The following is a 24,697-nucleotide window of genomic DNA, read 5'->3' as shown; positions in this document are numbered from 1 at the left end:
TTAAATCTATATTATGAAAAAAGCATTTAAAATTATAGGCATTGTATTTCTAACCTTGATTATTGGTTTATTTCTGACTCCCATTTTATTCAAAGGAAGTCTTGAAAAAATGCTAAAGAACGCAGCTAATGATACTGTCAATGCTCAAGTGGAATGGTCATCTCTCAATTTGAGTCTATTTAGAAATTTTCCCAATGCCAGTGTAAGCCTCGAAGATTTGAGTCTTATTAATAAAGCTCCTTTTGAAGGGGATACTCTAGTGTATGCCAAGACTTTCAATATATCGATGGGCGTCATGCAACTTTTCAAAGACGAAGGCTTAAGCATAGACGAAATCTATCTGAATGAAGCTTATATGAATGTAAAAGTAGATTCATTAGGGAATGCCAATTACGATATCGCCAAATCAACCGGTGTTGAACAAGAAGCTACAACTAACGAAACAGAGAGTAAACCCTTTGAATTGAATCTTAGTCATTATGAAATCAATTCCTCTCGAATAAATTATCTGGATGAAAGTGGAAATATATTTTTAAGGCTTACAGAGTTTAGTCACAGCGGTGATGGAAATTTTGAAGCCTCAGTCTTTACGTTGAAAACACAGACAGATTCCAAAGTTTCTTTTGACTTTGACGGAACCAATTATTTAAATAATAATTCTTTGGTCTTGGATGCCGACTTGAATATTGATTTAGAAAACATGAAGTTTTCATTTTTAGAAAATGAAGCTAAAGTGAATCAATTACCGCTTAAATTTGAAGGTTACGTCCAAACCTTTGACGATTATAATGATATCGATATAAAGTTTTCTACACCATCTTCAGATTTCAAAAACTTTCTAGCACTCATCCCTGAAGCCTATGCTTCAAATCTTGATGGAGTCACAACTACTGGAGATTTTCAATTAAAAGGGATTATTAAAGGTAAAGTAGATGATACATATATTCCTACTTTGGATATCTCCGCTTCCAGTGATAATGCTTCTTTCCAATACCCAGATTTACCTAAGAAAGTTGAGGATATTTCTTTAGACATTAGAATTCAAAATGAAACAGGACTTGTTGAAGACACTTATATCAAGTTTAAAAATGTTGACTTCAGAATAGATCAAGATCGATTTGCGGGAAGTGGATCAGTTAAAAACCTCACTACAAATATGTTAGTTGCTCTTAAAATGAAAGGGAGATTGAATCTAGCAAATCTTAAAAAAGCCTATCCTGTAGATATTGAGCAAGATCTAAGCGGGATTTTGGATGCGGATATAACGACTAATTTTGATATGAACTCCATAGAACGAGACGCTTATGAAAATGTAAATGCACAGGGTTCTATGGCGTTATCTAAGTTTGACTATGAGTCTCCAGACTTAGCTGAACTGATTCATATTGAGACCGCTACTGTCAATTTCACAACAAATGCTGTCCAATTGAATAGTTTTGAAATGACAGCAGGCTCTACAGACCTTCAGATGAAAGGGGATTTGAGTAATCTTATGGGATTTGCATTTTCAGATAAACCCCTTCAAGGACGCTTTATGGCGACTTCTACCAACTTCAATATTGCTGATTTTACGGTAGATGGTGAAGTTGGAAATAAAGCAAACGAATCTGAAAACCCAACTACTGAAACGGCCAGTACTGTACCTGAAGGCAGCATAGAAGCTATAAAAATCCCTGATTTTTTAGATATTGTTTTGAACTTTAATGCTAAAACAGTCATTTATGACAACTTAACTTTAAAAAATGCTAAAGGAAGTCTAGCCTTAAAAAACGAAAGTGCTATCCTTAAGAATGTAAATGCTGATATTTTTGGAGGCAACATAAGTCTTGATGGGAAAGTGACGACTTCAGACGTTCCTAACTTTGACATGAAGTTGGGGTTAACTACCATTAAGATTGTAGAGGCTTTTCAGCAAATGGAATTAATTAAAGGTTTGGCGCCTATTGCACAGGCACTAAATGGGCTGGCGAGTACAACTATTGATCTCAATGGAAATCTCACAAAAGATTTAATGCCCATCTATACTTCATTGGCAGGAAGTGCCCTCGCAAATATTTTAAGTGCAGAGGTGGAACAGGCTAAGATGCCCTTAATCTCTAACTTGAATAGTCAGTTTAAGGTCTTAAACTTCGATAAGCTGAAAGTAAAAGATCTTGTCGCAAAACTGAATTTTAAAAATGGAGCAATCAATGCAGAGGATTTCGATTTTAACTTAGACGATGTCAAGGTGGATGTGTCAGGAAGTCACTCGTTTGATAACACGATGAATTATAATCTAAGTTTCAATGTTCCTGCAAAATATTTTGGAAAGGAAGTAGGAGGTCAGCTTGCTCAGTTGAGCAATACCGATCTTAGCCAATTGAATGTTGATGTTCCAGTTGGATTAACGGGAACCTTTTCCAATCCAAAGATCCAGTTAACTATGCAAAATGCCATTAAAGACCTCACATCAAAGATTGTAGATGCTCAAAAAGAAAAAGCAACTAATGCCATTAAAGATAAAATTGGCGATGAAATTAATAATTTGTTAGATGGTGATAAAAAGGAAAAGGACTCCACAAAAACCCAACAAGAGGATATAAAGGATGTAGTGAAAGATGTCTTAGGAGGTCTTTTTAAAAAGAAAAAAGATAATTAAGAATGAAACTCATTTATTGAATTATCAATTAACTACTTAGCTTTTATAAATGCTTAATTTTAATGTGAATTTGATAAAAAATAAAACATTACTTCTAGTCCTCCTTTTAATTTTCAACTCTATTTTTTCTATGAAGGCTAAACAGTATCATACCTATCCAGACTCTATTAAAAAAGAAGTAGAGCTTGCTCTAGATTATTTTCCTCAATTGGAAGATGTAAATATTACTTTTAAATTTAAGTCGGATATTAAAAAATCTACGATGCAAGCTCAGCCTGATTTTAAAAGTCTGCTTACCCCAATGGCCAAGCGTAAATATTATATTTTTATCAGTGAAAAGTTTAAAATATCGGGTAAAGAATTTAAGACAGTCAATATACCCTCAGAGATCATCACAGGATGGATTGGACATGAATTGGGTCATATTTTGGACTATGAAGAAAGAGGAACGCTCAATCTGATTTGGTATGGAATAAAATACTTGTATCTGGAAAATCATATTATTGATGCTGAGCGATCTGCAGATACTTTTGCGGTCAATCAAGGGATGGAAGACTATATTTTGAAAACTAAAAATTTCATCTTAAATCATGCTGACATCGATCCAGATTATAAAAAGAGGATAAAGAAATACTATTTATCACCAGAAGAAATTATGCAACTAGTTGAAAATCGCTAATTGGAATCTTACCAAATTAAAATTATAATGTCGTATTAGTGGATTTTTACAAAATTCTCCCATTCAGAGAATTTTTCTTCATTCATGACGCGTTCCATTTTTACTTGTCCCCCTTTTTTTTTGTTTCTCGTACTCCAGTCCTGAAAAATAGTGGGATCAATAAGAGTAACTTTAACTCCGTTAAGGGCTTTATCTCTTGCGACTTGGTAATTCTTATTGGCAGATTTTAAACTATCATCTAGTGCTTTGGCTATAGTTGAAATGTCGAGATCTTTATGGCTCGTCCCTAAATACCAAAAATGATAAAATTCTCCATCCTCTGCACGCTTGGCACAAATAGTATACTCTGAGATATCAATGTCGAATTGGTCTTCCAATTCTTTCATGGCTGTGTCCATTTTGTTGACCGATAATTGAGATCCTACAGTGTTTAAAAAGAATTTGGTTCGCCCTGTAATCTGTATTTCTGCTTTCTTAACATCCGTAAATTGAATAGTATCTCCAATGGTGTATCTCCAAGCTCCACTCACTGTACTAATGATAAGAACATAATCTTGTTCGAGCTCTACATCCTCAAGACGTATGCATGGAGAATCTGGTTTTAAGGATCCATCTGGTCTTATATACTGAGGCTGAAAAGGAACAAACTCAAAAAAGATTCCATTATCTGTAAGCAGCTGCATAGAGTTAGTCTCAGGTCGAGTTTGTAAAGCTATAAAGCCTTCTGAAGCTAGATAGGTATCAATAACTTGAACAGGTTGGCCGGTCAAGCGTTTAAAACTCTTTTGATAAGGTCCAAAAGCAACGCCTCCAGAGGTATATACCTTTAAGTTTGGCCATACATCGTGAATAGTTTCGACTTTATGATAGTCTATAACCTTCTCCATCATCAACTCCATCCAAGAAGGAATGCCGCTCAATGCACCGATATCCCAAGATTTAGCAGTCTCTGCTATTTTTTGAATCCGGTCATCCCAGTCATCTATTTTGGAAATATCTTCACCAGGTTTGTAAAATCCACGAAACCAAAAAGGAATTCTGCTAGCGCTTATTCCGCTTATTTCCCCTTCAATATGGTCATTATGCAGATCTAAGTTAGTGGAGCTTCCAAGCATCATGATTTCTTTTTCAAAAAAATCAGCGGGTAAGTCAAAGTTTTTAATAGCCAGTATTTGTTTTATTCCCGCATTTCTTATGGCTTCAATCATATCTTCAGTAACAGGAATACGCTTGCTCGTTTTTCCCGTAGTGCCAGAACTCAAGGCGAAATAATCGGGATGTCCAGGCCAAGTAATATCCTTTTCTCCCTTATGAAGCTTATACCACCATTCGGTGTGGATTTTATCGTAATCAAAATAGGGGATGGTCGATTTAAAATTTTCATAAGGATTTTCAGAGGCGAGTAGCTCATCAAATTTATAGTGTTTACCAAACTCGGTAGACTTTGCCTTTTCTAATAAAAACTCAAGGGTTTCTTTTTGATTTTGAACGTGATTAGCTTCCGAAGAAATAGAATTTCTTAAATTGATCACCCCTTTAATAATATTCCCTAAAATGGCCATGAATAATGTTTGGTGTATGTAACTAATTTAAAACTTTACTAGACTTTTATTTTCAAGCTCATATTAAAAAATGTAAGTCTAGTTTTAAAAGCTATCGTTCAATATATCTAGGATTTGAATAGCGGCATCACTAATTCTACTTCCAGGTCCAAAAACGGCTACAGCTCCAGCATCAAATAAAAACTTATAATCTGCTGAAGGTATCACTCCACCAACGATGACCATAATATCCTCACGCCCCAATTTCTTTAGTTCGTCGATAACTTCTGGAACCAAGGTTTTATGACCTGCTGCTAAAGAAGATACGCCTAGAATATGAACGTCATTTTCTACAGCTTGTCTTGCTGATTCTTGGGGGGTTTGGAATAAGGGACCAATATCAACATCGAAGCCCACATCGGCATAGCCAGTAGCGACAACTTTTGCTCCTCTATCGTGACCATCTTGTCCCATTTTTGCAATCATAATTCTAGGTCGGCGACCTTCTTTTTCTGCAAATTCATCCGCCAAAGCTTTGGCCTTATGGAAGGATTCATCTGTTTTCATTTCCTTACTATATACACCACTAAAAGATTGTATTTTGGCTTTATGTCTTCCATAAACGACTTCTAAAGCATCGCTTATTTCCCCTAAGGTAGCTCTTTCTTTTGCAGCCTTAACAGCAGCTTCTAAAAGGTTTCCATTTTCCTCTTTAGCAATACGAGTCAACTCTTCTAGGCATTTTTTGACTTTATCATTATCCCGTGAAGCTTTAATTTTTGCTAATTTTTCTAACTGCTGTTTTCTCACTGTCTGGTTATCTACCTCAAGAGTCACAATAGGGTCTTCTTGCTTAAGGCGATAGGCATTTATTCCAATAATTTTATCGGTACCACTATCAATTCTAGCTTGTTTTTTTGCAGCAGCTTGTTCTATTCGCAACTTGGGTATACCTTCTTCTATAGCCTTGGTCATTCCGCCAAGCTCTTCTACTTCTTCGATAAGCTTCCAAGCACGTTGAGCAACATCATGTGTTAGTTTCTCTACGTAATAGCTCCCTGCCCATGGATCTACCGTGTTGGTAATCCCTGTTTCCTGTTGAAGGTAAATTTGTGTATTTCTAGCAATTCTAGCAGAAAATTCTGTAGGTAAGGCAATAGCTTCATCTAATGCATTGGTGTGCAAACTTTGAGTTCCGCCAAAAGCTGCAGCAGTGGCTTCGATACATGTTCTAGCAATATTATTAAAAGGATCCTGCTCTGTTAGCGTCCATCCGCTGGTTTGTGAGTGGGTTCTCAGCGCCAAAGATTTAGGATTTTTCGGGTTAAATCGCTTTACCAATTTAGCCCAAAGCATCCTCGCAGCTCGCATTTTGGCAATTTCCATAAAATGGTTCATCCCAACTCCCCAGAAAAACGAGAGACGAGGTGCAAAAGTGTCGATATCCATCCCTGCATCTATACCTTTCTTGATATATTCCACGCCATCTGCTAAGGTGTAAGCCAGCTCTATATCTGCAGTTGCTCCAGCTTCTTGCATATGATATCCAGAAATACTAATGCTATTGAATTTTGGCATATTCTGGGAAGTGAACTGAAATATATCAGAAATAATTTTCATAGAAGGAGTGGGTGGGTAGATATAGGTGTTTCTTACCATAAACTCCTTTAGAATGTCATTTTGTATGGTCCCAGAGAGTTGTTCTTGTTTGACACCTGTCTCTTCAGCTGCAGCGATATAAAAAGCCATAACAGGTAATACTGCTCCGTTCATCGTCATTGACACCGACATCTTATCTAAAGGTATTTGGTCGAATAAGACTTTCATATCTTCAATGGTATCAATGGCTACACCTGCTTTGCCAACATCACCAACTACTCGCTCGTGATCACTATCATAGCCTCTGTGTGTGGGCAAATCGAAGGCTACAGACAATCCTTTTTGTCCTGCTGCCAAATTTCTTCTATAAAAAGCATTGCTTTCTTCTGCCGTTGAAAACCCTGCATATTGACGAATGGTCCAAGGTCTGCGAACATACATCGTAGAGTAAGGCCCCCGCAAATAAGGAGGAATCCCTGCAACAAAATTTACATGTTCTACTTTATCAAGGTCTTTTTTTGTATACGTAGACTTTAAGTTAATTTGCTCTGCAGTTTTAAATTTAGAGTCCTTTTTGAATATGGGATCTTTTGCGGAGACTAAGCTCATTTGCTGTATATCTTTACGTTCCATATTACTTATTTTCTTTTGGAGGTTGAACGTTCTTCTCACCATCTAGTCTGTCTTTCTCTATGGACTCTGCTATGCGTTTTTCTAAAATCGGCTCAATAAGTGTTTTACGCTGGTGGTATTTTAGAAATGGAAACAATTCTAAATTCTGAGACATCTTATCTTCTGGGTTCTGATATTTATTTAACCCTACTAAAGTAAAATCACCAGAGACGAGCTTCTTTTCTTCCTTATGTGCACTTTCTTTAATTTTCCTCTGAATTTTACCTTCAAAAAGTTGTTGAACGAAACCTTTCCCTGCTTCAATGGTTTTGAAAATGCTTAAAGATTTTTCAGCTAATTCTTTAGTTAGACTCTCAATATAATAAGTTCCATCTACAGGGTTAGATACCTTATCAAAATAACTTTCCTTTTTCAAAATCAATAGTTGATTTCTGGAAATACGCTCTCCAAACTCGTTGCGTTTATGGAATATCTCATCGTATGCCAAATTATTTACCCAATCGGCACCTCCCAAAATGGCACTCATGCATTCTGTGGTAGAGCGAAGCATATTCATATTGTAGTCGTAAAGTGTTTGATTGCGTTTTGTAGGTTCAGCGATAAGAGTAAGCTTTATTCTTATATCAAATTCCTGAGCAAGACTCTCCACCAATAAGCGTAAAGCTTTCAGTTTGGCTATTTCAAAAAAGTAATTGGAGCCTTGAGAGATCATAACATTAACTGCTAATGACTCTGTTTTTTCAATTGAATTCTGAAATAAATTCAAATACTCATTGAGGTGAGCTAAAGTATAAGCTAGTTGTTGGATAATAAGGCCTCCAGCATTTTGATACAGTCTCGCATCTATGTTAATGGCATTAGAAAAACTCTTTAATTCCCATGTTTTTATGAGGACTTCAAAATCTTGTTTTTGATTTTTAAACCAATTTCCGGAAGAGGCCAATTGACCTATCGGGTCATAACCGACCAAAATGGTTTGGTCTTGATCTTCAAGTATAGCATCTAAAGATTTAAAAAAATCAAAATCAGAAAATAGAAATTCTACATAAAGTGGTATGTCGTAGTCTTTTAAGGCTTTAAAAAACTTTAGCTTTTTTTCATCTGCTTCAGGAACGATAACCCAAAGGCTCTCTGCACCTCGGTCTATAACATCCTTTGCATTTTCAATAGTAATCTCTATATTTTCTAAGTAGAGTTTTTCGGTGACCAACCAATCTTGAGCTGGATTTATAACATAGGCATCTTCGTGATCGTCTGCGTGGTAAAATGGTTTTACATCTATACCTTCTCCCGTTTTTTCGATGAGTGTTTCGTTATAATTTGCACCTTTTAGGTCTACTTGTATGGTTTGCTTCCAAGCTTTAGCCGAAACAGGATCAAAGTCATCAAATAATTTTTTACTCATTGTTTTTAGTTTTAAGGCTATCCTGGTATTCTATGATATAAATCTCTTCGTTAGGGCGTTTCATAAAATAAGTTTCCCTAGCAAAACGCTCAATTTCAATACTGTCATCCAGCTTTTTTAAAATCTTTTTGTCCTGATTGATTTCTTGAAAATAATAGTCTCTATTATTTTCAATCTCTTCAATTTCTTTATTGAGTTCACTATGAATTAACCATGAGTTGCTATCCAGAAATACCATCCATACCATAAAAACGGTGAGCACCAACACATATTTGTTGCTCATAAATTTAAACCAAGGTTTCCGTTTAAGGTCTTTATAATTCATAGGTTAAATTTACTAAAATTACAGGAGTCTTTCTTTGATAATGGTTTGAACAATATCAATTGCTACCGTATTGAAACGATTATTTGGAATAATAATATCGGCATACTCTTTAGTGGGTTCGATAAACTGTTGATGCATTGGCTTTAGGGTCGTTTTGTAGCGATTCAAAACTTCATCTAAATCCCTGCCTCGATCTTTAATATCCCTTTTGAGACGACGCATTAGGCGTTCGTCACTATCGGCATGTACAAAAATCTTAATGTCGAACATCTCCCTAACATCAGGATGGGTAAAGATGAGAATTCCTTCTACGATCGTCACCTTCCTTGGTTTAGTAATGAGCGTCTCATCCGTTCTGTTGTGTTCTGTAAAAGAATAAACTGGCTGGTGAATGGAATCCCCGGTTTTTAAAATCTTAAGGTGGTCTACCAAAAGGTCAAAATCTATTGATTTTGGATGATCAAAGTTATTTCTCTTTCTTTCTTCCATAGAAAGATGTGACAAATCTTTATAATAGGAGTCTTGATAAATAACATCAACTTCATCGTGTTGTAACTCATTGATGATTTGATTAACTACAGTGGTTTTTCCACTTCCCGTCCCTCCTGCAATGCCAATTATAAGCATAATGAAATTTTAAATTTTTAGTTAGTGTTGTGCTTTCAGCCAGTTTTTTAAACTCTGAAAGTTTTGAGGATTAATTCCGTGCCCTTCAGGATATTCCTCATAAATCGTATCGATATTCAGCTTGTCTAATAATGGCTTGTTTTGTCTAGCCCAGTCAACAGGAATCACCTGGTCTTCACTTCCATGTGAATTATAAACTTTCAGATGACTAAAATCTTTTGATTCATAGCCAGCTTCAATCATATTGATGTCCACATAGCCAGATAAGCCTATGACATTTTTAAAAACTTCAGGATAGGAAAGCGCTAGAGCAAAACTCAAAATAGTGCCTTGACTAAACCCTAAAAGGGTAACCTTGCTTTTATCGATAGGATAAGCTTCAATAGCTTCTTCCAGAAATATTTTGACTAACTTTCTAGATAGGACAGCCTCTTCTATATCGCTAAACTTTCCTTTTTGAGCATCAAAATTGATGGCATACCAGGCGTTTCCTGAAGGTTGCATGGCATGAGGAGCTCTTAAAGATATAACGATGTATTCCTCTGGTAATTCGTTTGCAAAGGAAAACAAATCATTCTCGTTACTGCCATAACCGTGCAGCATTACTATAAGTGGGGCATTGTCGGTTAAGCTTGAGGGTCTTACCAAATGCGTAAGAGATAAATCTTTTGTAGTCATTTAAGTTAGTTTTTTAAAAAGGCGTTGACATAAATTTCCAATAAGTGGGACCTTATTTTCCTTACCAGAAACGGCTCCTATAAAGCCATAAATCCATAAAATAAAATAAGAAAGATAAAAGGCAGAACCAAGCATCATGTTCAATAGTTCGGTAAAACTATCATAGAGTCCATTGACGATCACACCAAATAAGATGATCAAAAAATTGATACCCAAAGCCTGTCGTATATGGAAACTGGCAAATTCTTGCTTATTCTCGTCGGAGTTGAGAAATAAAGCCAGTATACTTCCAAAAATGGTAAAGTAGGCCACTATGGCTGCGGTTTTTCCGCTTCCTTCTGCTTTAATTTTCATAAATTGAGTCGTTATAGATGCTTCCGTAAACCTTGCCCTTAAGGGTTTCCCCTAAGAACATGCTATTTTTAGATTTAGAGTGGATATGTTGTGTCTTAAAAATATATTCTGAATGAGGTTCAAATAAGCTTAAATCTGCACGTTCTTCAGTATCAATTTTTGAAGTTGATAGTCTAAACGTTCTTTTAGTTTTAGATAACAATTCAGCTGCTTTTTCTACCCCAAATAATTGATTTAAGACTGAAAATGACGACTCCAAACCAATACTTCCATAACTAGCATTTTCGAAGTCTAGGTCTTTATGTTCAATATCCATGGGTTCGTGGTCGCAAGTTACCATATCAATAATGCCTTCTTTTACAGCGTGTAATAAGGCGTCCTGATCTTTTAGAGTTCTTAAGGGTGGTAAAATTTTATATTTACTATCAAAACCCTCAAGTTTTTCACTATTGAAGTAAAGGTGTGCAATAGCTGTGCTACAGGAGACGTTCAATCCTTTTGCTTTGGCTGTCTCAATCAGTTTTACAGCACCTTGTGTTGAAATGTTAGGAATATGAAGTCGGCCTCCTGTATATTCCAAAATATAAAGATCCCTAGCAATCTGCAATTCTTCTGCTAGGTTGGGCATCCCCTTTAAACCGATGTAAGTGGTGAATTCATCTTCATTCACTTGGGCATTAGCCGCTATAGGTTTGTCTTGTGGATATGAAAAAATTAAACCATCAAAACTCTTTACGTATTGAAGGGCAATTTTAAATAAATTGGAATCTACTACCGGGGATTTAAAATCATAAAAGCCTACAGCACCTCCCATTTGCATGTCGTATAACTCTGCTAAATGCTGTCCATCAAAACCTTTAGTTAACGCTCCTAAGGGCTTTATATCTATAAGTTGAGTGTTGATTTGTTGTTGTAAAAATTTTACAGCAGAATGATTATCTGTAATAGGATTCAATTTTGGATTGAGTAAAAAACTTGTAAATCCAGAATGTCTAGCTGTTTTAACTCCATTGGCCAAAGTTTCTCTTTCTTCAAAGCCAGGTTCTCCAAAGCTAACAGAGCTATCAAAAAAACCGTTGGAGACATGCAAGTTGGGGAGATCAACACACTTTCCTTCATGATTTATATTATCTTCAATTTGAGTGATAGTCCCCTCTTCAATAAGGATATCCTTTGTTTGAAGATGAAATGGACTTTCAGAATCAACGATTTTTGCAGATTTAAGGAGAAGGGAAGACATAGGTATCAATTTAAAAATCTTAAGATTAATAGTTCTAATAGAAAAAATCCAAGGGCAAAAATAAGCATCCATTTCCAAAGCTCAAGGATTTTCCTTGCTTCTGTGTAAGAATTAAAGGCCTCTTGGATTGTACTGAATTTTACAAGGTTTTGATTTTCTAAATCAAGGGCTTGTAAATCACTTTCTTCTCTATTATAATTGAAGCTTAAGTCAAGAAGCGTGGAGTCTTTTTGTTTTAATTCATAATGACCAGCGATTTCAGGCTGGTATTGGGTGTTGATTTGTATGGTGTTTCCAAGCTTAGTCTGTTTTGGAATTACTTGTTGATTTGAACTGACTAACTGTAGTATCTCATCTTGGCCAAGAGTCGTTTTTACAGTAAAAGTTTCATCGCTACCAATGGTAGAGTAGAGTAGAGGCTTAGATTTACTTTGCAAGGCAATATTGTAAAACACAGGAACAACTAACGGAGAGTTTATGAAATTTGAAAATCTTGTATCGAGAGATGAGGAAAAAACATAGAGACGATCTTGTTCTGCTAGAAAGGAGGACCCATTGCTATATTTTAAAATAGGAGACAAAGAAGGGTTAATTTCTAAGCTTTTGGATGTTGAAGGATAATCAAAATTTTGAATATCTTCCGAAAATACACTCGTAAATAAAGGATGGCTGTAACTGATGGTTGTAATATCTCGCTTATTTGAATTTGAATTGAAATAGATCGCTTCACTTAACTCAAAATTAGAATAGGTAGTTTCTGAAGCATTTTCACAAGGGATGATTACCAAAGTCCCCGCGTTTCTATAAAATTTCTCTAGGTTAGTTTTAAGAATAGGGCTGAAATTTTCAATCTCATTTAAGATAATAAGATCGGCATTTGAGATTTTTGAATAGTCAAGATTTGTTATAGAGTTGACATCAAAACTAAATCGATCTGACTTATAAATGGAGGAGAGAAAAGAATTTTTTTCTTTTTCTTTGGAATGAAGTGAGAGAATACGAATAGGGTCATTTTGATTTAAACTAAAATACAAGGTATTGTCATAAGACATCCCATCGGTCTCAAGTTCTAGCCGCCCTTTCTTAAAATCGGTATCGCCCAATTCAAAACTTACGTTGGAGGTGAGTTGGTCCTTAAAGGTAGCCCTTGCTTTAGCAATTAGGTTTAATCCGTCATACAGTGATACCGTAATGTCTTTATCGATGCTTAGACTGGATTTGATTTCAATACGAAGTTCAGAGTTAGAATTTTTCTCTTCCAACTTAGCAGAGGAGATATAAAAATTTTTAAGACTCTTAGGCTCTTTAATTATAAAATTGAGGTCAATAGTCTTGGTGGTTTTGAGATCTGGAGTGTCTTCAAAATTAAGTGCATCGGTGATGATAAATAAACTTTTACTTGTCTCCTGATTTTTATACATAGACTCTGCCTTAAGGAGAATGGTCTGAAACCCAAGGCTAACAGGAGTAAAATCTATATTGAAAAAATCATTTTTTATATCGCTTTTGTTGGTATGCTTCCAACTGTTGTTGTTTGTAAATAAAGAGAATTGCTGTTGTTCGCCGAGTTGATCCCATAAATTTTGTTTGGTCTCTTCCAATAAACTGACTTGATCTCCGGGCAACTCCATGGAAAATGAGTTATCCATATAAATAGCGACCTCAGTATCTTTTAAAGCAGATTCTGTATTTGGAATATAGGGTTTGGAAAAGGCTAAAATTAAAAAAGCCAGACCCATAAGTCTGGTCATTAAAACTAACCATTTCTTGATTGTTGAGCTTTTCCTAGATTGTAACCTAATTTTTTCTAAGAGGGCAACATTGCTAAACTTGGTCGTTCTGTATTTTCTTAATTGAAATAAATGAATTAAAATTGGTATGATAAGTAAAAAGAGAAAGTAGAGGACATCTGGCTTTTCAAAAATCATCAGGTATTTTAATTATGTATTTGTTCAATGGTAAATTCAAAAGTAGTTCCTTCACCTTCGGTAGATTCAACAGAAATCTTTCCACCTAGATTGTGTATCATTTTTTTAACCGTTGATAGACCAATACCGTTTCCTTTATTTCCTTTTCTGTCGTAACCGGCGACTGTTGAAAATAAATTGAAAATTTCTTTTTGTTTATCTTTTGCAATACCGATACCATTGTCTTTTACAATAAATCTATAGGCATCTGGTTCCTTTTTAAAATCGATATCAATTTCAATTTTAGGTTTATCATTGTATTTCAAACTGTTGCCAATCAAATTTAGCAGAATTTGCTCTAAGGCAACCCTGTTGGTATAAATAGCGATGCTTTCTTCTGGAAAACTAAGATCACAATCATTTCCAATATCTAGCATTTCCACAATATCTTCTATGAGGGAGTGAACATCAAATTCTTTTAATGATTCTTCATTATTGGTGATGGAGTCACTTTCATAATGGGTTAAAATATTCGATATATAATCACTCAGCTGAAAGGAAGACTTCTTGAGGTTGTTAAGATACTCTAGACCTGCATTGTCCAAAATATCTTTGTATTTAGCCTTGAGTACGTCTACAGTCACAATCATGCTGGCAAGCGGCATTTTCATATCATGAGAGACGACTCCTGCAAAGTTTTTGAGTTGGATATTTTTTTCTTTAAGCTGCTTTTGAGTTTCTTTTAAGCCATCATTGATAGATTGAAGTTCAAACAACCTGGTGACTTGGTTAGCCAGAAACATCAGACTTTCTTTTTGTTTTTCAGATAAGGTTCTTGGTTGGTGATCTACCACACATAGGGTCCCCAAAGCAAACCCATTCTTATCTTTCAAGGGCACACCTGCATAAAAAATAACTTTTTTATCTCCGTAAACCAGTGGATTTCCGTTGAATCTAAAATCATCTCTAGCGTCAAAAACTTCCATGATTTCTTCATCAGATTGTATGGCTATGTTACAAAAAGAATACTCTCTATCGGTTTCACAATAATCTGCTCCTACTTTAGATTTAAACCATTGCCTGTCCTTATCTATCAAAGAAATCATCGCAATGGGGGTATCGCATATAAAGGAAACCAACTTTGTGATTTGGTCGTAGTCTTGCTCTGGCAGAGTGTCTAAGATATTTAGAGACTTTAAAGCTTTTAGCCGTTGTGATTCTGTCTTTTGATTGGTTTTCATCTTCATTAAGAATGTTATAAGCAGATATTCAAAATATTCTGCAATATACAAAAAATAGATTTTGTTAACTAGATTTAAAAGCTTTCAAAAGCACCAAGTCCAAAGAGTGCAAAATCATATTTCACGGGATCTTTAGGATCTAATATTCTTAAGTTTAGGTCAAGTTCAAGAACTGCTTTGGCATCGTTTTGAGTTCTTTTTAAAAGCCCCAGTTCTCTTGCTATTCTCCCAGAATGAACATCTAGTGGGCAAGATAGAGAAGAAGTGGATATACTTCTCCAAATACCGAAGTCTACCCCATTATTATCATGTCTTACCATCCATCGCAAATACATATTGATACGCTTTGCTGCGGAATTTTTATAAGGATCACTCACATGCTTTTCTGTTCGTGACTGATGCTCCAATTCAAAGAAAATACGTTTAAATTCATGAATAGAAGTCTGTAAAGTTCCTTCTTTTTGCTTAGAAAAAACGGCCTCCAAACCACCATAATTGGTGTAAATGTGTTTTAAAGCTGTTATAAAGTACTTAAGGTCATTAGCGTTAAAGGTTCTGTGAACAAAACCCAGACAAGCATCAAGATCCTTTGGAGAATGATTCATTATAAAGTCATAGGGTTCAAACTGTAGTATTTGACACAATTGCTCACCATTTTTTAAAATGCTTTTGCGATTTCCCCAAGCTATGGTAGCCATAAGAAATCCTACAATTTCGATATCTTCCTTTTTTTGAAACTTATGAGGAATTGAAATAGGATCTGTTGCAATAAACTTAAACTGATTGTACAATTGCACTTTTTCGTCTAAAAAAGGCTTTAACTGAAGTAATTTTGATTTAGACAAATTGGCCATCTCTCATTTCTAACTTACGATCGGCCATATTGGCCAATTCTTTATTATGTGTTACAATTACAAAAGTTTGATCGAACTCTTCTCTTAATCTGAAAAACAAATGATGTAATTTTTCTGCAGAGGCAGTATCCAAATTTCCAGAGGGTTCATCTGCAAAAATAACGGAAGGGTTGTTAATAAGTGCTCTTGCTACGGCTACTCTTTGCTGCTCGCCTCCGCTCAACTCATTGGGCTTGTGTGAAGCTCTATGCTCTAGTCCCAAGAAGCCAAGGAGTTCTTTAGCTCGTTTTTCTGCTTCTGCTTTTGGCGTTTTATGAATAAATGCAGGAATACAAATATTCTCAAGAGCTGTAAATTCTGGTAACAGCTGATGAAATTGAAAAATAAAACCAATGTTGTCGTTTCGGAATCGCGCTAAACTTTTTTTATTGAGATCATTTATGTTTTTACCGTTAATTTCAATAGAAGAATTCGGTGATTTATTTGGATTTTCTAAAGTACCAAGAATTTGTAACAAAGTAGTTTTACCTACACCTGAAGGTCCAGTTATAGATATGATTTCTTTTTTCTGAATATGTAAATTGATATCGTTTAAGACTTTCAGTTCACCGTAATGTTTGTTGATATGTTTGGCCTTTATCATAGAATTTATTTAAAATTCAAAAGTCAGAATAAAATCTGAATTAAAAAAGATTTCCTCAGCTACTAATTTTTCCTTAAATGAAAATATATCGTTTAATATTAATGTAAATTTGTTCAACAAAATTAAATTTATGTCAGTTCAAAATTTACAAAAAGCCACTTTTGCAAATGGGTGTTTCTGGTGTACAGAAGCCGTTTTCCAAAGGCTAGAAGGAGTGAAAGATGTAAAGTCTGGATTCACAGGTGGTGTTATAAAAAATCCACCCTACCGCGAAGTCGTTATGGGAAGAACAGGTCATGCAGAAGCCATTCAAATTATTTACGATCCAGAAGTTGTTGATTATAAAACATTGCTATATGTCTTTTTCTCCACTCATGATCCAACTACCTTAAACAGACAAGGTTACGATGTGGGTGAGCAGTATAGAAGCGATATATTTTTCCATTCGGAAGCACAAAGAAAAGATGCTGAGTTGATTATATATGAATTAGACTCAGAAGAAATTTTTAAGGATAAAATCGTAACCAAAATTTCCAAAGCATCAGAATTTTATTCGGCTGAAGAAGAACACCAGAACTTCTATAATAACTACACAGAAAACCGATATTGCCAGCTTATCATCGAGCCAAAATTGGCCACTTTGAGAAACAAATTCAGTCATCAACTTAAACCTTAATTTATGTCCTATAAAACTGATGAAGAACATTCTCAACCTTACGTTGACGAAATCGAATCCAGTTATGAGTCTATTTTAAAAAATATCGGCGAGGATACAACTAGAAATGGTATTGTAAAAACACCAGAAAGAGCTGCTAAAGCTATGCAATTTTTGACACAGGGATATAACATGAATCCAGAAGAAATTCTTCTTGGGGCTATGTTTGAAGAACCTTATGAGGATATGGTCTTAATAAAAGATATCGAATTGTATTCCTTGTGTGAGCACCATATGTTGCCTTTTTTTGGTAAAGTTCATGTAGGATATATTCCTAATGGAAAAATTGTAGGCTTAAGTAAAATTCCTAGAATTGTAGATGTGTTCGCCAGACGGTTGCAAGTTCAGGAACGTTTAACTCATGATATTTTAGAGTGCATAAACGACACCTTACAACCAAAAGGAGTCGGTGTGGTTATTGAGGCTCAGCACATGTGTATGATGATGCGAGGAGTGCAAAAACAGAACTCAGCAACAACTACATCGGGATTCAGAGGGGAATTTAAAAATCAAGAAACACGAAGTGAGTTTTTGAAACTTATAGGATAATTATTTATAGATTTTAAAATCGCAAATAAAGCTGTTTCTTAATTGAGGCAGTTTTTTTTTAATACCATTTTCTGGTAAAGAGTTTAAAAAGTGTCGATAAATCTAAGGTCACAAGAAACCGAATGCGTTCATCATAATTCACATCTCTAAATTCCCAACCATTGTTTGAATAGATGGGTAAATAAAGCTCAAAATAATCTTCAACAAAATTAAGTCGGATTCCAGAATCGTAAACAAAGCGCGGATTGCTATAACTATTCTTAAAAAAACCAGCATCTCCATAAACAAATATCCAATTCCAAATGGTGGTACTTACATTGGTAGAGACTATCCAATCATCTGCGAAACGCTGATCAAATTGAGACTTGAAACCACCTTCTGCCATAATAAATTGTTGACTGAATAGCCCACTTTCTTCGCTTCTTCCATAATAATTATAGTCAAACAAATAATCTGAGGGTCTGTCTAAAGCAAAACTAAAGTAGTTAGAATTTTGCGTATCGTTATATAAAAATAAACCTCCATAAAATCTAAAATTAATTTGACGGTTATTATTGTAAAGTTTTCTAAAACTAAACGTCGTCGAGACTTTGCTGAATTTTTTAGAAATTTGGTAATCTATAGAAGAGGTTAAAAACCGATCTAAATTTTTATTTGAAAAGTTATACCGAATATTAAATATGTTGTAGCTAGGCTCCTCTGTTTCTACAAACTCACTTTCATCTTGATCTACATTTACAGTTCTTACAGATAAATTATGCCTACTGTTATCTCTTAAATCCTGAGGTCTATAGGTCATGCTTATAAATCCTGAATATCGGTTATAAAATAAGTCCCGATCGTAAGAAAACCTAGAGCCATTGAGCCCATATCTAACCGCAAATAAATCCTCTTCCTTAAAAAATTGGGTGTAACTTACAGAAGCTCCTCCTACCAAAGCATTGCTGGTTAGGCCATATTTAGGAGTGACTTTATAGCTCAATTGTTTAGGTAGCAACGACGTATTGTATAACTTTGGGCCAATAGCCAAACCATCGTATAAGTTATAGGTGAATTCTGGTACCAAAAATAACTGGTTGTATTTTGGATCTTCAATATCTTCAAATATCCTGAACTGGAATGGTTTATTTAATATTTTACCCCTGCTTTTAAAGTTATTTCTTTGATCAAATTCAGGAATTATTTCTTCATAATTTACAGCTAATTGGTTACTTCCAAGATCTTTTAAATAAATTATAGTATCGTTATAAAAAGCATTCACCCAATCTTTTGAAAGCACCTTCTTATCCTTAAGTTGATATACGGCTACAGGCATAGGATTTTTAGTCTTATTTAAGAGTCTTACTTTAATAGAATCTGATACCTTAGTAATCTTATCTATTTTAAAATCAATATCCTTATTGCTTCCTAAATAATTGGTAGAGAACCATGAGATATCCTTATCGGTTAAAGAGGAAAGAATATCAAAGTAATCATCAGGATCTGAATATTTTAATTTATTTTTTTCAAAGTAAAGTTTTAAACTTTCATTCACTGTTTCTGTGCCTAAATAATCTTCCAAGTATTTGAAACCTAAACCGCCTTTATAAGGATTCGAAAGATTTTGATTGAACTTGAGTAGACTGTCTTGTGGAAAATCGACGGCTTGACCTAAATTCTGTCTTATAGTAGTTTCATGAATAAATTGATATCGATCATTGAACATCAGATCGGAAGCGTAAAACCACTTCACTCCAAAGAAATCTGAAAAAGTCCCTAATAATTTTACATCTGGATAATAGGTTTCTACATAATCCATCATGGTTTTTACTAAAATCGCGTCTAAAAACCATTGATTTTTTCTTGCATCAATTAAGAAAGACCTTCTTAAGTATTGATTTGTTATGGCTTTTAAGAGTTTGATATCATATTGAAACCCATCTGGGAAAGGCCGGATAAAACTAGGAAGTTGATTTAGACCATATACAGGAGAAAGGTTATATTCTTCTTCTGTAATAAGCATAGTTTCGAATCCAAATTCACCTAATTTTTCTTCAAGAAAGTAAACAATCCTATCGGTTATGAGTGCTTCAATTTCTGGACGTAAGTCACTATCTTTTAAATTGGTGTAAATCTTTACATGATCTGTTTGTATCACCTCAAAATTATCAATGCGTTTTACAAAAAGGGGTGAACCAACCATTTGCTTCGCTTTAAGCTTTATTTTTTGAAAACCTGCTAGATCTCCAGTAGATTGGGTTTGGTCAAAATTGGAGCGAATAGTGTATTGATCTGGAACCTGAATAGTAATGTCGTAGTCCAGTTTTTGAGAAGGATAATCATTGAGGTCTTTATGGCTATATAGGACCCAGTCTTTTCCATAAACAGCGGGAACAATTAGCCAATCTTTAAGTAATAATTCTCTTTCTTTCCAGCCAAAGCCATTAAATTTTTGATCTGGAATGGTCAAGGTATAATGAAGGTTGACCTCTATAGAAGCTTTTGGTGCTAAAGCTTGGTCTAAATCTAACTCAATTAAATCGACTTGCCCTTCAACATACCTCCATTGGGATTCTCCAAGATTTGTAGATAACGAGTGAATTTGTGTACCACCCCTTTCAAGACTAGAAGCAAAGTGAAATCTACGAACATAATCTTGAGCGTAACGCTTAGCAAGAGGACTTTCCTTGTCGGAAAATGCATTTAACCAATTGTAAAAATAAATGGTCTCCAAGGCTTTACCACTTGTATTTTCATACGTGATCGTTTGTTCGATGATGAAGGTTTTTAAATCTTCAGACGATTGAATATCAGAAATAATTTTATTTTGAGAAAAGCTCAAAATAGAAGTAAGGCTTAAAAGGAAAAAGGTGTAAGTAGTTTTCAATGTGATACTGTAAATTTTTCTGGATGTGGCATTTTTTAATTTTTAAAACATAGTAACCAATCAAAAGGGTAGGAATATCCAATTTGATATGTACGTAAAACGCTTAAATTAATGACTTCTTGCCGTAACTCTTAAATTTTAGGTTGACGCTGCCAAATTAAATTAAGAAATTTCTAACAAAAGGAATTTGACATCGCTATTTAGAAATTTGGACTCAAATCGTATTCATTGTAAAATTTATCCAAAATATCAACGACTTCATCTTCAGTATCTACAAGATCGATCAAGTCTAAATCCTTAGTACTAACTGTTTTAAATTTTTCAGCTAAGGTTGATTTTATCCAGTCCATAAGTCCACTCCAATAGTCTTTACCAACTAATATAATAGGGAATTTATCAATTTTTCCTGTTTGTATCAATGTAATCGCTTCAAAGAGTTCATCAAGAGTTCCAAAGCCACCTGGCATCACTACAAAGCCTTGAGAATATTTTACAAACATGACTTTTCTAACAAAGAAATAATCAAAATCTAAATTTTTATTTGCATCTACATACGGATTTTCATGTTGTTCAAAAGGCAAATCAATATTAAGTCCTACCGAAGTTCCTCCTCCTTGGTTAGCGCCTTTGTTTCCTGCTTCCATTATACCAGGTCCGCCGCCTGTAATAATCCCATAACCCTGCTCTACAATTTTACTTGCTACTTTCACGGTTAGTTCATAATATTTATCCTCAGGTTTTGTCCTTGCAGACCCAAATATAGAGACACATGGACCTATCTGACTCATTCGTTCATATCCATAAACAAACTCACTCATGATTTTAAATAAAGCCCAACTGTCGTTAGTCTTTATTGCGTTCAAATTTTTGTATTGTTTATCTACCATAATAAAGTATTAGTTGAGTTCTTTTCTTAAAAATTCTGCTGTATAGCTTTTTTTGTCTTTAGCGACTTGTTCTGGAGTTCCTCTTGCAACGAGTTGTCCTCCTTTTTTTCCTCCCTCATAACCGATATCAAATATATAGTCTGCTAGCTTTATCACATCCATATTATGTTCAATAATCAATACCGAATTTCCTTTATCTACGAGTTTTTGTAAAACTTCCATAAGAACTTTAATATCTTCGAAGTGAAGTCCTGTGGTAGGTTCGTCCAATATATAAAACGTATTTCCAGTGCTGATTTTGGAAAGTTCTGAGGCTAGTTTTATACGTTGTGCCTCTCCTCCAGATAAGGTGGTACTCTGTTGACCTAATGTGATATAACCTAAACCTACGTCTTTTATTGTTTTCAGTTTGCGATAGATTTTTGGGATAGGCTCAAAGAAATCAGTTGATTCATCAATAGTCATTTGCAGGATATCACTTATAGATTTTCCTTTAAATCGTATTTCCAAAGTTTCTCTGTTAAACCGTTTGCCCATGCATGTTTCACATTCCACGTATACATCTGGCAAAAAGTTCATTTCTATGACTTTTAAGCCTCCTCCTCTACACGTTTCACACCGACCACCTTTTACATTGAAACTAAACCGTCCAGGCTTGTAGCCTCGAATTAAGGCCTCTGGCGTTTTAGCAAATAAGTTTCGTATTTCTCCGAAAACGCCTGTGTAAGTTGCAGGATTGGAGCGTGGTGTTCTTCCAATAGCGGATTGGTTAATATCAATGACTTTGTCTAGATGTTTTAAGCCTCTCACTGTTTTATGAGGTAAAGCCTCCATCTTACCATTAAAAAAATAGTTATTTAACACCGGATATAAAGTATCATTAATAAGTGTGGATTTTCCACTTCCAGATACTCCTGTCACTACAATAAGCTTTCCCAAAGGAATTTTGATAGAGACATCTTTGAGATTATTACCAGTCGCATTCATAAGGTGGAGATGCTTTCCATTGCCTTTTCTTCTCTTTTCCGGAATTTCAATTTTCTTTTTTCCAGAAAGGTAATCTGCTGTAAGTGTGTTGTGAGTGAGAATTGTTTTTGGAGTGCCTTCGCTAATAATCTGTCCTCCATTTTTACCAGCATGAGGACCAATATCTATGACATGATCTGCGCGCTCTATCATATCTTTATCATGCTCTACGACAATTATAGAATTTCCTAAATCTCGAAGAGAGACTAAAGAATTGATAAGTTTTTCGTTGTCACGTTGGTGCAAGCCAATACTAGGTTCGTCCAAGATATAAAGGACCCCCACAAGTTGAGATCCTATTTGCGTGGCAAGTCTTATCCTTTGGGCTTCTCCTCCAGAAAGGGTTTTGGAGCCTCTGTTTAAGTTTAGATAGTTTAGCCCAACATCTTCCAAAAACGAAAGTCTAGTTTTTATTTCTTTGATGATTTCTTCCGCTATTTTTTTTTCGCTTTTCTCGAGTCTAGATAGTAAATCCTTAAAAAAAACAACCAATTCGTCTACATCCATATTCACAATATCTGCGATATTTTTATCGTCGATTTTGTAGTATAAAGATTCTTTTTGTAGTCTACTTCCTTGACAGGTTTCACAGGGCTTTTTATCCATGTATTTTTTGGCCCAACGTTTTAGCGATGCCGAAGATTCTTTTTGATTAAAAGTATCTTCAATAAACTTGGCAACACCTTCAAAATTATAACTGAATGTTTTATTAACTTTAGAGGTATCGCTATATTTTTCGAATCTTGCTTTTCCTCCGTGCAGAATAATATCCAAAGCTTCTTCAGGTAGAGTTTCAATTGGATCTTTTAAATCAAAATCGAAGTGTTCTGCAATGGCTTTAAGCTGTTTGAAAACCCAGTTGTTTTTTTTCTCCTTACCATGAGGCTCGAGGCCACCTTCTCTAATTGAGAGATTAGGATCCGGAATGATACGATCTAGATTAATTTCAAAAACCTCACCTAATCCATTGCATTTAGGACAAGCGCCTTTTGGGGAATTGAATGAAAAATTATTAGGCTCTGGGTTGGGGTAAGAAATACCAGACGTCGGGCACATTAAATTACGGCTAAAGAATTTAGGCTTTTCCTTGCCATGTTCTAGAATCATCATCACATTATTGCCTTGCTTCATCGCTGTAGCAATACTTTCGCTCAAACGTTTGCTAGAGTTGATATCATCATCGATTTTTATTCGATCTACGACAACCTCTATATCGTGGATTTTATACCTATCCACCTTCATGCCTTTTTCGATGTCTTTTATTTCTCCATCGATTCTTACTTTTAGAAAACCTTGCTTAGCAATTTGCTCGAATAATTCTCTATAATGGCCTTTACGAGAGCGTATAACTGGAGAGAGAATATTTACTCGCTTATCCTTAAAGCCTTCTACTATGTTATTTTGAATTTGTTCATCGGTGAAGCTTACCATTTTTTCACCAGTCTTGTAACTGTAAGCTGTACCCACTCGTGCATACAAAAGTCTGAGGAAATCGTAAATTTCTGTGATGGTTCCTACAGTACTTCTTGGACTTTTTGACGTGGTTTTTTGCTCGATAGCAATAACAGGTGATAAGCCATCAATTTTATCAACATCTGGACGTTCCAATCCACCCAAAAATTGCCTAGCATAAGCCGAAAAAGTCTCTATATACCGGCGTTGACCTTCTGCGTAGATAGTATCGAAGGCCAATGAAGATTTTCCAGAACCAGATAAGCCTGTGATGACCACAAGCTTATTTCTAGGTATTTTGACATCGATGTTTTTTAAATTATGAACTCTAGCCCCAAGGACTTCAATAAACTCTTCTTTTTTTTCCATAGCGATTTCAACGCGCGAATTTAAGTAAACAAAATGAGGTTTTTGGGTTTAATACCATTAGCTTATGTATTGTTGAAACCTTAATTGAATACACATATTCGACATAAGACAGGATAGTCTAAATAGAGATGCCAGCAGGTAGTAAATCTTTGTATTTTAGTCTGTTTTTTCTGAAAAATTTCGCGATCTCAGGAGAGGTAGGCATCACCTTAAAGCGAGTATCTTTAAAGCTATCGAGGATTTTTGAAATGAAAATATTTTGAATTTCAGAATCTTTATAAGCATCTGGAACAGTCAATTTAGTAAGAAAAATTTTGCGTTCTTGCTCAGAAAATTCAGCCGTTAATATTTCACCTTCAATTTTAGCTTCATACTGCCTTTGGAAATCATTTTTTATAACTTCAAATTCTACTGTTTTCATTTTTTGAATGATTTGTGTAAGATCGTTAAATCCATAAAACTAAATTAC

General features: G+C 34.9%; 20 protein-coding genes. 4 read left to right on the top strand and 16 right to left on the bottom strand.

Annotated elements, in window-relative coordinates; genetic code table 11:
• The first annotated feature begins 13 nt into the window (after positions 1 to 13).
• Positions 14 to 2,638, top strand: coding sequence for an AsmA-like C-terminal region-containing protein (locus CXF67_RS13850; protein WP_102089286.1), 2,625 nt, complete (start codon positions 14 to 16; stop codon positions 2,636 to 2,638).
• Between the two features lie 130 nt (positions 2,639 to 2,768).
• Positions 2,769 to 3,317, top strand: coding sequence for a hypothetical protein (locus CXF67_RS13845; RefSeq protein ID WP_257984693.1), 549 nt, complete (start codon positions 2,769 to 2,771; stop codon positions 3,315 to 3,317).
• A 35-nt stretch (positions 3,318 to 3,352) separates the two neighbouring features.
• On the opposite strand, the gene CXF67_RS13840 is transcribed toward CXF67_RS13845, so the two are convergent.
• From CXF67_RS13840 to CXF67_RS13785, 12 genes are all read right to left on the bottom strand, one after another.
• Entirely contained in the window at positions 3,353 to 4,879 is a 1,527-nt protein-coding gene (locus tag CXF67_RS13840) for a GH3 family acyl-acid amido synthetase (RefSeq protein ID WP_102089284.1), read from the bottom strand.
• Positions 4,880 to 4,963: 84 nt separating this feature from the next.
• Positions 4,964 to 7,090 carry a methylmalonyl-CoA mutase gene (scpA, locus tag CXF67_RS13835; protein ID WP_102089305.1) on the bottom strand — a complete coding sequence of 709 codons (2,127 nt, stop codon included), beginning with the start codon at positions 7,088 to 7,090 and terminating at the stop codon, positions 4,964 to 4,966.
• A gap of 1 nt (position 7,091) precedes the next feature.
• A complete protein-coding gene (locus CXF67_RS13830) occupies positions 7,092 to 8,495 on the bottom strand; it encodes a methylmalonyl-CoA mutase subunit beta (protein WP_102089283.1) in 1,404 nt (467 codons plus the stop codon).
• Positions 8,488 to 8,820 (bottom strand): FtsB family cell division protein, encoded by a 333-nt coding sequence (locus tag CXF67_RS13825; protein WP_102089282.1) that lies wholly within the window; start codon positions 8,818 to 8,820, stop codon positions 8,488 to 8,490. The genes CXF67_RS13830 and CXF67_RS13825 overlap by 8 nt, the downstream gene beginning before the upstream one ends.
• An 18-nt stretch (positions 8,821 to 8,838) precedes the next feature.
• Positions 8,839 to 9,447 carry a uridine kinase gene (udk, locus tag CXF67_RS13820; RefSeq protein WP_015026019.1) on the bottom strand — a complete coding sequence of 203 codons (609 nt, stop codon included), beginning with the start codon at positions 9,445 to 9,447 and terminating at the stop codon, positions 8,839 to 8,841.
• Between the two features lie 21 nt (positions 9,448 to 9,468).
• The gene (locus CXF67_RS13815) at positions 9,469 to 10,125 is read right to left on the bottom strand and encodes an alpha/beta hydrolase (RefSeq protein ID WP_102089281.1); all 657 of its coding nucleotides are present in this window, start codon (positions 10,123 to 10,125) and stop codon (positions 9,469 to 9,471) included.
• A complete protein-coding gene (locus CXF67_RS13810; protein WP_102089280.1) occupies positions 10,126 to 10,479 on the bottom strand; it encodes a DUF4870 domain-containing protein in 354 nt (117 codons plus the stop codon).
• Positions 10,469 to 11,719, bottom strand: a complete 1,251-nt coding sequence (locus CXF67_RS13805) for a dihydroorotase (protein WP_102089304.1) — start codon at positions 11,717 to 11,719, stop codon at positions 10,469 to 10,471. Before CXF67_RS13805 ends, CXF67_RS13810 begins: the two co-directional genes overlap by 11 nt.
• A gap of 5 nt (positions 11,720 to 11,724) precedes the next feature.
• Positions 11,725 to 13,647 carry a BatA domain-containing protein gene (locus tag CXF67_RS13800; RefSeq protein ID WP_102089279.1) on the bottom strand — a complete coding sequence of 641 codons (1,923 nt, stop codon included), beginning with the start codon at positions 13,645 to 13,647 and terminating at the stop codon, positions 11,725 to 11,727.
• A gap of 8 nt (positions 13,648 to 13,655) precedes the next feature.
• Entirely contained in the window at positions 13,656 to 14,867 is a 1,212-nt protein-coding gene (locus tag CXF67_RS13795) for a sensor histidine kinase (protein WP_102089303.1), read from the bottom strand.
• 74 nt (positions 14,868 to 14,941) lie between these two features.
• A complete protein-coding gene (locus CXF67_RS13790; protein ID WP_102089278.1) occupies positions 14,942 to 15,721 on the bottom strand; it encodes a TIGR02757 family protein in 780 nt (259 codons plus the stop codon).
• Entirely contained in the window at positions 15,705 to 16,364 is a 660-nt protein-coding gene (locus tag CXF67_RS13785; protein ID WP_102089277.1) for an ABC transporter ATP-binding protein, read from the bottom strand. The genes CXF67_RS13790 and CXF67_RS13785 overlap by 17 nt, the downstream gene beginning before the upstream one ends.
• A 130-nt stretch (positions 16,365 to 16,494) precedes the next feature.
• Between CXF67_RS13785 and msrA the strand changes: the two genes are divergently transcribed.
• Positions 16,495 to 17,040 carry a peptide-methionine (S)-S-oxide reductase MsrA gene (msrA, locus tag CXF67_RS13780; protein ID WP_102089276.1) on the top strand — a complete coding sequence of 182 codons (546 nt, stop codon included), beginning with the start codon at positions 16,495 to 16,497 and terminating at the stop codon, positions 17,038 to 17,040.
• 3 nt (positions 17,041 to 17,043) lie between these two features.
• Positions 17,044 to 17,628: a GTP cyclohydrolase I FolE gene (folE, locus tag CXF67_RS13775; RefSeq protein ID WP_102089275.1), complete on the top strand. Its 585-nt coding sequence runs from the start codon at positions 17,044 to 17,046 to the stop codon at positions 17,626 to 17,628.
• 58 nt (positions 17,629 to 17,686) lie between these two features.
• Here folE and CXF67_RS13770 read toward each other — a convergent pair whose 3' ends face one another.
• The 4 genes from CXF67_RS13770 to CXF67_RS13755 all read right to left on the bottom strand — a co-directional run bounded on the left by CXF67_RS13770 (position 17,687) and on the right by CXF67_RS13755 (position 24,649).
• On the bottom strand, positions 17,687 to 20,494 hold the full coding sequence (locus CXF67_RS13770) for a gluzincin family metallopeptidase (protein ID WP_102089274.1): 2,808 nt from the start codon (positions 20,492 to 20,494) through the stop codon (positions 17,687 to 17,689).
• Between the two features lie 200 nt (positions 20,495 to 20,694).
• Positions 20,695 to 21,381, bottom strand: a complete 687-nt coding sequence (locus CXF67_RS13765; protein ID WP_015026008.1) for an LOG family protein — start codon at positions 21,379 to 21,381, stop codon at positions 20,695 to 20,697.
• Positions 21,382 to 21,390: 9 nt separating this feature from the next.
• Positions 21,391 to 24,228: an excinuclease ABC subunit UvrA gene (uvrA, locus tag CXF67_RS13760; protein WP_102089273.1), complete on the bottom strand. Its 2,838-nt coding sequence runs from the start codon at positions 24,226 to 24,228 to the stop codon at positions 21,391 to 21,393.
• A gap of 118 nt (positions 24,229 to 24,346) precedes the next feature.
• Positions 24,347 to 24,649 carry an N-acetyltransferase gene (locus CXF67_RS13755; RefSeq protein WP_015026006.1) on the bottom strand — a complete coding sequence of 101 codons (303 nt, stop codon included), beginning with the start codon at positions 24,647 to 24,649 and terminating at the stop codon, positions 24,347 to 24,349.
• Positions 24,650 to 24,697: the final 48 nt, after the last annotated feature.

Source organism: Psychroflexus sp. MES1-P1E, from assembly GCF_002836055.1.
In the GTDB taxonomy this organism is placed as follows: Bacteria; Bacteroidota; Bacteroidia; order Flavobacteriales; family Flavobacteriaceae; genus Psychroflexus.
The sequence above is the reverse complement of the archived record's forward strand: the minus strand, read 5'-3'. Positions and strand labels throughout refer to the sequence as shown.